We start from the raw sequence: 9835 nt of genomic DNA, 5'->3' as shown, positions 1-9835 counted from the left end.
GACCCGCCGTTGCCGCCGCCGCCGAACCCGGTGTCCTGCCCGCCCGCTCCCGGCTCGGCCAGGGCCTGGGAGCCGCCGTCCCCGGTGAAGCTGGACAGCCCGCCGGCCGCCCCGTTGCCGCTGGAGGTTCCCCCGCTCCCGCCCGCCCCGACGACGACCGTGTAACGCGTGCCGGGGGTGACCGGGATGAGCTTGCTCCGGTACTCGCCGCCGCCGCCGCCCGCGCCGTTCTCCCCGGTGCCGCCCGAAGCGCCGCCGCCGCCCGCCGCCCACGCCTCGGCGAGCACCTGGAAGACGCCGGCCGGGCACAGCCACCCGGACCCGGCGGAGAACGTGCCGGGCGTGGTGAACAGGACCGACCCGGACCCCATCGGGGTGCTGCCCGCCGACAGGCTGCCCGCGCTCGACCCGCCGCCTCCGCCGAACGTGCCGACCGGGTTGGCCCGCCCTGCCCCGCCGGGGTGCTCGACCGAGTTGAGCGACCCGGACCCGCCGGCGCCTGCCGTGGTGCCGTTCGTGGGCACCGACCCGCCGCCGTTCGCGATCGCCTGAAGGGTTCCGCCGGGGGCTGGCCCGAACACCGTCGACTGGCCGCCGACCGGGGACGACCCGGCCGTGTCGCCCGCGCCGACTACGTACGGGATGACCTGCCCGGCCGAGGCGGGGAAGACGAGCTCGGCCGCGTACTCGGCGCCGCCCGCGCCCGCGCCGACGCCCGACGCCGTCATGCCCGCCCCGGCGCCGCCGCCGCCCCACGCCTCAACCTTCAGGTACGCCGTGTTCGACGGGACCGTGTAGGTACCGGGGCCCGTCGCGGTGACGGTGGTCGCAGTGCCGGGCACGGGCGACTGCTGGAACGACATGCTCACCGGCGCCCGGGCCGTTCCCTGCACCCCGTACAACGTGTAGACCGCGCCCCGGACGACCGGGCTTACCTGCTGCGACCCGGGGAGGGCGGTGAGCGCGTCCAGGTAGGCGGTGACCCACGCGAACCGGCGGATCCTGTCCTGACGGCTGATGACCTCGAGGCTGTAGCTGGCGACCGACGCGTAGTTGAACGTCGCGCTGTTCTGCGGCACCGGGACGGTGACCCGGGTGAACACCGGCGACTGCGCCGCCTGCGACACCGGCAGCAGCAGGTTGCTCCGGCTGAAGCTCAGCGTCTTCCCCGACGTGTCGGTGAGCGTGAAGTAGAAGCCCACGCCGTGGACCTTGCCGTGGTACTCGAGGTTCGCCCACCACCGCGAGCCGAGCCCGAACCAGAACTGGAGGCTCGTCATGTTCGTCAGGTTCAGCGGCGCCGAGAACGTGGAGCCGTAGTTGAAGAACGTCTCCTGCCCGCCCGGGTCGCCGAACGAGTCCGGATCCCAGCAGGCCGTGAACGGGCCCACCACGCACTGGCTCGACTGGCTGAACTGCACGCTGCTGATCGCCGCGAAGTTGTCCAGCACCACCGGGGACGGGGGCGGGGGGACCGTCGGCGACGTGGGAGCGGGGGCGGAGAAGCTGACCTGCGTCTGCGTGTCGCTGCGGCCGTAGGGCAGTGCCGGAATGGTCAGTTCAACTTGCATTCCCAGCAATTGCTTTTCGAGAAGCGTGTTAAAGCTGATCGTGGTCGCCTGCGCGCGGAAGCAGTCCAGCACCAACGGCAGCGGCGTGTTACCTGGGTTGCCGGCCGTGGGGTCGCGAGTCCAAACTATTGTGAAATAGTCTTGGTCTATGGCTTGCTGAAGCACCTCGCGCGCGGACGCCAAAAGTGCCCGGGTCGGCGCAGTGATCCAGACTGGCAGCTTAATCGTGCGGTTGCTTGACCTGCGCCCGAACGGCCGCTCGCCGTCTAGCAGCAGCGATGCCACAAAGTCTGTCGTCGGCTGCGGCGCCCCCGGATCTGCATTTGGCTGAAGCCTGAAAACGGCGCCCGCGCATGCGGGGTTTGTTGAGACTACGCCATTATTAAGCAATTCCGCCGTATTGGCGATCACCAAACTGTCGAATCCCATCAGGCACCGCCTTGCCTGATAAGAGCCGAAATGGCGAGCGAATATGCTAGAATGAGCAGGAATTCAATAGCGGCCCGGACGGTGCTGCGAACACCGCTACCCGGGCCTGACCACAACGACCTATCTAGGAGGACGCAGTGGCTACGGGTGAGTCTGTCACGCCCGGCGATGAGGTAGAGCACTGGCTCCCTGCGCCGCGGTGGGAAGAGTTTTACCAGGTCAGCGACCGGGGGCGCGTGCGTAGCCTCGACCGGGTGGTTTCCTGCGGCCTTGGCAGGACGCGCACGGCCCGAGGCAAGATCATGCACCCGTGGACCGATAAGACCGGCCGGGCGATGGTGACACTTCAAAGGCTCGGCAAGACGGAGAATATCCAGGTCAGCGACCTGGTTGAAGATGCATTTAACCCGCAGGTTGAAGCAGCACCCAACCCGGACGAGCACTGGCTGCCCGTTCCCGTTCCTGGTTTCGAAGAGTGGTATGACGTGTCGGACCTTGGGCGCGTGCGTAGTTACCACGGCGGCCAGCGATGGCGCGGAAAGCCGCGCATTCTCAAGCCGGTCCTCAAGAAGAACGGCTACCTGATGGTGACGCTGAGGCAAGACGGTCGCACGGCGTATGCCTGCGTGCACGTCCTTGTGCTCACAGCGTTTGTCGGCCCGCGTCCTGCGGGGGACTGGATTGAGGGACGGCACGGGCCTGCCGGCAAGCTGGACAATTCTGTGGCGAATCTCTGCTGGGGAACCATGAAGGAGAATCACCTGGACCGGATTCGCGACGATGCCGTGGTCTGGGGTGAGCGCCACGTAAACCACAAGCTCACTGCCGCTGCCGTGCTTGACTGCCGGCGCCGCTTCGCTTCCGGTGAGACGCTGACTGCGCTTGCTAAGGAGTACGGGATGAGCATGGCCGGCCTCAGTCAGGCCGTGAACGGGGTCACGTGGGCGCAACTCTAGCGTCACCATAAGTAGCCTGACCTGGGAAAACGGGCCGAGAATGACGCCGAGTGAGCCGCTCCGTTGATGGCCCCGCCGACGTGCTGGCCGACTCCGGCCGGGATCTGCTTGAGTACCTGCGTCTGCTGCCTGAGCTCGGTGAGCATCGCCGACTGGAGGCTGGCCTGCCGCTGCACTTCGGAGGCGGGGGTGACCTGCTCGCGGCCGGACTCGCCGAGGACGTAGCCCTTGCCGGAGTTGACGCCGTAGCCGATAACGGGCTCGTTGATCATGCCGCCGTTGCCGTACATGCCGTAGGACTCGCCGCCGGGCACCATCCCGCCGAGCGCGTAGCCGTGGCCGTGGCCGAGGACGCCCAGCCAGCCGGGGTTCCCGTAGCGGTGGACGGCGTAGTTCAGGCCCGCGTAGATGTTGGCCAGCGGGTCGTAGATGTTGCTTGACAGCGACGGGTTGCGGTAAGCGGCGAACGTAGCCCCGATGACCTGCATGAGCCCGCGAGACGGATCACCATTTTGAGCGTTTATGTCATAGTTGTTGATGGCGTTCGGGTTGCCGCCGCTGTTACCAGTGAGGAAGACATGCCCGTCCTGCTTGGCAGTCCAGGTACCGAGCCCTGTTGTCACACACCACACGTCCTGGTGCCCCGCCGGCTCCCGGAATATCCGTCGGCTGGGGCCGCCTACGTACGCCGCAGTGATGCCAATCCCCCAACTGCCGCTATGGGTCTTCGTGCGAGCTGGCCGATTCCCGCTAAGGTAGATAGCCAGCTCGATCGCATCGGCTACCGGCCCGTCGTTCTGGTAAACGACTGTCTTAGTTGAGCTGCGGTGACCTTCTGCGGCAATCATCGCTTCCAGCCACGCTTCGCGCTGGGGCGGCGACATCCGCAGTATCTGGCTGACGGCATCCGTTTTCGGATTCCCTGCCCTGGCTAGCAGATCTCGGCTGTACGCCGTGCTGAGCCGCCAGGTCCTTATCGCGCGGTAGCCGCGCTTGCGTCCAGGCGTGTCTATCACGCTCAGGTCTGGGTCAGCGCTACATGCCGCGTCAATGGCCGTGAAGTACTCGGATTTCGCCTGGCACACGTTAAACGCGAACGACGACCTTACGCGTACCGGCCCGGTAGCCAGCGGACGCCCGCTGCGGTTCTTCCTCGGCTGGCCGTCCCGGCGGTAACCGAACGGGGCGTTTTCATCGGGTGGCTTTGGTGCGGGAACTGTTTTGCGGGGAGCCCAGTAGTCTTTGTCCTCGTTCACCCACCCGTCTCCTGCGATCCAGCCGAGCAGTGCGGCCTCGCTGACGGTGATGTTCAGTTCAGTACCGGATTCCGCCGGGCGGGCGAGCACGATCCGGTCGTGCGGGCGGAGCTCAGACAACTCCCGGAGCATGAATCCGGCGGACACCTCCGTAGTCGGGACGCCGCTGCTGTAATTACCGGATGTACCGTGGGTCCGCGCCCGGTGGATCTGTACCGCGCGCCATGTCTTGAAGGAACCGCGCGAACTACCTGTGGCACCGCACTCCGGGCAGGTCACCCCGTCTTGCGAGTCGTCCGTAACACAGCGGCGCACTACCTGCTCAGCAAGCCAGCGGTGATTCGGCGTGCACTTGACCGACCAGTATTTGTTCCCGAAACGGGAGACTTCCCGCTGCGGGTAGAACACGACGCGCTCGATCCGGGTCCACTCGCTGTGCCCGGAAGCAGGGTTGTACCCTACGGTCTCGTCTCCCGGCTGCACCTCGGTGTAGTCAAGCCAGCCTCGCCTAGTGAGTATCATAGTGTCAATGGTGACACATTCGGTCTGGATCTGCTCCATCACAGTGGGCATGTCGGCCTGCGGCAGGCCGAGCATGGACAGCACCCTGGCGACGTCGCCTTCCCACTGGGTGACGCCGGCGATCTTGCTGTAGGCCACCGGGGTTCCGGCCAGCGCCGCTTTCTTGAGGCTGGCCTGGTACTGGGCGAGGGCGGCCTGAGCCCAGGCCACGGACGCCTTGTTGCCCCAGTCGGCGTCGGCGGACGAAGCCCAGTTCACGAGCGGGCCGAGGGACACCTGCCCGCCGGCGGCGAAGCCGGGGAGCTGGCCGCGCAGGTGGTCGACGGCGCCGGCCTGCACCATCGCGGTGGGGACGACGACCTCGCCGGGCATCAGCATCCCGAGCACGGAGTCCTTGCCGGGGGTTCCGCCGGTGATCAGGCCGCCCGCCGCAGCGCCCTGGGTCTGGAAGGTGATCGAGTCGTGGAGCGCCGCCTCGCCCGATACCAGCGCGGTGGCGGCTGCCTTCCCGGCGGCCGACACCGTCACGCCGACGGAGACGACCTTGCCCTTGAGCCCGTCGATCTGGCCCTGGAGGTTCTTCACGAACTGCTGGGACTGCTGGGAGGACAGCCCGGTCTGCTTCAGGTCGGCGATGAGCTTCGCCCGGTCGCCGGCGGTGCTCGCGGAGTTGTTCCCCGTCTGGATGATCGAGTCGGCGAGGTTCTTGATGTCGGTGTTGACCGTCGGGGTGTTCGCGCCGATCTGCTGGAGGCTGGGGATGAGGCCGTGCTGGAACTGGGAGATCAGCGTCTGCTGCTCGGAGTTGAGCCCGTGGGTCGAGTTGGCGAGGGTGTCCTGTAGCGCCCGCAGGTTGTCGAGGTCTTGCGCCTCGCCCTTGTTCAGCGGGCCGAGGGACGACAGGTGGCTGATCTGGGTCTGGAGGTAGCCGTTGACGCCGCTGATCGACGTCCCGCCCTTGAGGAGCGTGTCGACGGATGACCCGATCTGCGAGATGTACGCCTGGAACGACTGGGTGGTGGCGGTCGCGGCGGAGCCGTTGTCCTTGATCGACTGCTTCAGGTTGTCGAACGACTGCTGGCCCTGGGTGACGGCCTGCTGCTTGGTGAGCAGGTTCCCGACGAGGGTGTTCCAGATGCCGTTGAAGGCATCAAGCTGCGTCGTGGTGTTGAAGACGTCGCTGCCGAAGATCGAGACGTTCGTGCCGAGGGTCGCCGTTGAGGTGATGGCCTCCGCGTTCTTGTTGACGAACGCCACGATCTGGCCGGACAGCTGGCCGACGTTCTCGCCGGCGCTGGAGAACTTGGTGGCGGAGATCCCGGCGGCGCTTGCCCACTGCTCGATCGTCGTCTTGGACACGCCGAGGTTCGTCGACAGGGAGGTGAGCCGCGACTCCATGTCCTTGGCGGCCTGGGACACCTGAGTTGCGATGGCGGACGTCTGCTGGCTGAGGCTGTTCATGGCCGCCGCGCCGCCGCGCACCGCGTCGGTGTTCGTCTGGGCGAAGTGCTCGAAGCCAGCGGAGGCCTGGTCCAGCCCGGCTGCCAGCTTCTGGTAGCCGGAGATGTTGTAGCCGAGCTGCGCCTGCTGCTGCTGGAACTCCCCGATGACCGTCGTGGAGTTGACCTTCGTCAGGACCAGGGCGGCGGTCAGGGCGCCGAGCCCCGCGACGGCGGCACCGATCCACACGAACGGGGAGACAGCGTCGAAGGCGAGCTCGGCGGCGAGCATGCCCTTCTCGGCGAGGGTGGCGCCCTCGGTCGCGGCGGCGAAGGTGGTAACCGACCCGATAGCTCCGGACAGCCACGACACGATCGACGACCCGGTGACGGCTTTCAGGGCGGTCGCTACCGCGCCGGTGGCCCCGGCCCACAGCTTCATCCCGCCGACCACCCCCGCTACGCCGGCGATGACGGCGGTCAGCACCCCGGACGGGATCGCGTTCACGACGGCGGCGAGGGCGTTGGCGACGGCGGTGATCACGGCGGCGGTGGCGGCGGTGAACACGTTCAGCAGCGGCGTGAGGGCCGACAGCAGTCCCAGGACGACGGGGATGAGCGGCGCGGCGGCCTTGAGCAGCGCGGTCAGGACCACGTTGGCGAGGTTAAGGAGCGACCCGCCGATGGAGGCGATCAGGTTGCCCGCGTCGGTGGTGAACGCGCCGAGGAACTGGGTCAGCACCGGGATGACCAGCGGCAGCACCTTGATGATCGCGCCGAGCGCCGTCTCGGCGAGCTGGGTCAGCGGCGGGATGAGGGCGGTCAGGACGTGGACACCGACGGTGGAGATGACGTTGACGAAGTCGCCGAACAGCGTCAGGAGCGGCGGGATCGCGGGGGCGAGCCCGTCGATGAGCTTCGATATCAGGGTGCCGATCGGCGCGGCGAGGCCCTCGAGGATGTTGCCGAGCTGGGCGAACGCGCCCTTGCTCTCGAGGGTGTTGAAGACCTGGCCGAGGGCGGTCGCGAGGGTGTTGAACGCGGGGGCGACGGCCTTCAGGATGCCCGCGACGAGTTGCAGCCCGGCGGACAGGTCGGTGAGGACCGCTCCCGCGAACTGGGCGATGATCTTCCCGACGGTGACGAGGAACGGCTCAAGGGCCCGGATCGCCCCGGCGAACGCGGTGAAGGCGGGGCCGAGAGCGGACGCCATGACCTGCGCGAGCCCGCCGATGACGGGCAGCAACCCGGTGACGACGCCGAGCAGGGCCTTGAGGATGACCGAGCTCGGGCCGAGGACCGTGGAGAACTGCCGGAACATCTCGCCCAGGTTCGAGCCGAGGGACGCGAAGAACCCCGCCACCACCTGGACGGCCGGCGCGGCGGCCTTCAGCAGGCTGATCAGGCCGGACAGCAGCCCGCCGGCGAGCTGGGAGATCCCGTCGATCAGCGGCCGGATGAACGGGGCGGTGGCGCGGAACGCGGCCCCGAGCAGCGGCAGGACGGTCCTGGCCAGGTCGCCGAGGCCGAGGATGAGCGGCTGCGCGAGCGTCGCGGCGGACCCGAACAGCGAGTTGAGCGGCCCGGTAAGGCCTTGCAGCAGCGACGCCACCTGGCGCAGCGGCCCGGCGAAGTCGGGGGCGAGGGTGGCGGTGAACTTCTTCCACCAGTCGCCGATCTGCTGCTCGGACTTGAAGATCGACTGGAGCGCCGGGGACAGGGCGGCGATCTGCTTGTTCACCGCGGCCATCTGCTGCGCGGCTGCCTGCAACTGGGCGGGGGTCGTCGCCTTCTGCTGCGCGGCCTGCGCGGCGGCGTACGCGGTGGAGACCGGGCTGACCTGGGACTGCACGCCGGCGAACCCGCCGGCGAGGACGCCCGCGCCCGCCCCGGCGATGCCGAGCGGCGCGAGCCCGCCGGCCAGGGCAGGCAGCCCGCCGAGCGCCGCCCCGCCGAGGCCGAGGATCGACGCGGTCTTGAACGACGTGCCGAGGATGCCGGGGCCGATCGCGTCGAACAGCTTCGCGCCGAAGCTCCCCCCGGCCGCCGACCCGGCACTGCCCGCGCCGCCCGCGCCCCCGGACCCGCTGCCGCCCTTGCCGAAGATGCCGGAGAACAGGCTCGTCAGGTGCGAGGAGAACGACGACGCCCAGTTCTTCCCCGCCCGGTCCCCGCTGTCCTTCGCGTCGGACTCGGTTTTCGTGGCCGAGGACGTGTCCAGCTTCTCCTTGACCGTGTCCGTCGTCGTCGTGTCGCGGGGCCCCTGGCCGGTGAGGTTCTGCCGGATCGTGTCGGTGGTGGTGACGTCCTGCGCGCCCTGGCCGCTTAGCTGCTGCTTGATCGTGTCGGTGGTCGTGGTGTTGCCGGCGCCCTGCCCGGTCATCACCTGCTGCACCGCCGCGGCGGGAGTCGGGGCGCCGCCGGTGGCGCCGGGCAGCACCCGTGAGATCAGGGCGCCGATCCCGCCCCGCTTCTTCGCCTCCGCCGCCGCGGAGTCGGCTGCCGCATCAGCGGCGTCCTTGCCCGCCTTCGCCCCGGCCGCCTTAGCCGCGTCATCGTCGACCCCGATGACTTCCTTGATGACGTTCTGCTTGTTGATCGTCTGCCCGATGCCGCCGCCCTGGCCGGAGATCATCTTCCCGAGCAGGCCCTGCTGTGCCGCCTGCTGAGCGGAGGGGGCGCCCGTCACCTGGTGCGGGGAGAACAGCGCGTTAAGCGCGCCGAGCACCGACCCCTGCGGCGACGACCGGAGACGGGACATCGCGTCCTTGGAGATCGTCTGGTCAAGCTGCGCGAACTGCTGGCGCGCCTTACTCACGCTCGATGAGTCAAAAACGGCGGAGAGCTTGACCTCGTGGCGTTCCTTCTCGAACGCGTCTACCTTGGCTTTCGCCGCGTCAAGCGCACGGTCAAAAGCGGACGTATCCACCGTCAGGGAGGCGGAGATGGCCCCAGCGTCAAAGGCCACCGCTCACCTCCCTCTAAACCTGCCTGCGCGCGGCCGGGTTCGCTTCCAGGTCCGCGATCATCGCGCTGATGTCGATCACGTCCGCCCCGCCGGCCGCCTGCCTGACCTGCGGCCCGTCTCCCCTCGCAGCCGCCTGCCGGCCGATCGAGAACGGCACCTCCGGGTCCTCGCTCAGCCCGTCGAGGTAGGTCTCCTGCAAGTCCCACGACATTGCGTGCCACTCCTCCGGCGTGAACCCGAGGTGGCGGCGCACGGCGTAGAGGACTACCCGGCGGCTGCGGATCGCAGGGTCGTCACCTGCGCGCTCCCACCGCCGGGTGCGGCTTCCGGGGACATCACCTCCTGCTGGAGCCAGGAGTAGAAGACGACGCGGATTCGCATGGGCAGTGCCAGCAGCGTCTCGGCCGACGGCTCACCGGAGCACAGGGCGGCGTAGATGCCGGCCATCTCCTGGTGCGACTCGATCGCGTTGCCAAGGGCGAGGGCGATGTCCGCCGCGGTGGGCTCGCCGTCGTCCTCGGGAAGCTTGTCCCGTACCGACTCGGTGAGCTTCGCGAGCGCGTCCACGAACGCGCGGATCTGCGGGTCCGTCGGCTCCTGCACCGTGCCGTTGGCGTCGGCGTAGGGGTGGAAGTCCCAGTCGAGCGCCTCGACCACCGTGGCCGCGTTGAAACCTGCCATGAAATCTCCGGGG

4 protein-coding genes and 1 pseudogene are annotated in these 9835 nt (G+C 68.5%); 1 reads left to right on the top strand and 4 read right to left on the bottom strand.

The window, feature by feature from the left end; all coding sequences use genetic code 11:
* Positions 1-1643 (bottom strand): annotated as a pseudogene (locus VGH54_RS06650) (hypothetical protein); the annotation flags it as partial.
* A 494-nt stretch (positions 1644-2137) separates the two neighbouring features.
* Here VGH54_RS06650 and VGH54_RS06645 point away from each other — a divergent pair.
* On the top strand, positions 2138-2956 hold the full coding sequence (locus tag VGH54_RS06645; protein WP_331511148.1) for an NUMOD4 domain-containing protein: 819 nt from the start codon (positions 2138-2140) through the stop codon (positions 2954-2956).
* A 2-nt stretch (positions 2957-2958) separates the two neighbouring features.
* Here the strand turns inward: VGH54_RS06645 and VGH54_RS06640 are convergent, their stop codons facing one another.
* The 3 genes from VGH54_RS06640 to VGH54_RS06630 all read right to left on the bottom strand — a co-directional run.
* Positions 2959-9141, bottom strand: a complete 6183-nt coding sequence (locus tag VGH54_RS06640; RefSeq protein WP_331511147.1) for a transglycosylase SLT domain-containing protein — start codon at positions 9139-9141, stop codon at positions 2959-2961.
* 13 nt (positions 9142-9154) lie between these two features.
* Positions 9155-9352: a hypothetical protein gene (locus tag VGH54_RS06635; RefSeq protein WP_331511146.1), complete on the bottom strand. Its 198-nt coding sequence runs from the start codon at positions 9350-9352 to the stop codon at positions 9155-9157.
* A gap of 53 nt (positions 9353-9405) precedes the next feature.
* Positions 9406-9835: hypothetical protein (locus tag VGH54_RS06630; protein ID WP_331511145.1), on the bottom strand; the 430-nt coding region annotated here is incomplete at its 5' end.

It is taken from the genome of Mycobacterium sp. (genome assembly GCF_036488105.1).
Classification (GTDB): Bacteria; Actinomycetota; Actinomycetes; order Mycobacteriales; family Mycobacteriaceae; genus Mycobacterium.
The sequence above is the reverse complement of the archived record's forward strand: the minus strand, read 5'-3'. Positions and strand labels throughout refer to the sequence as shown.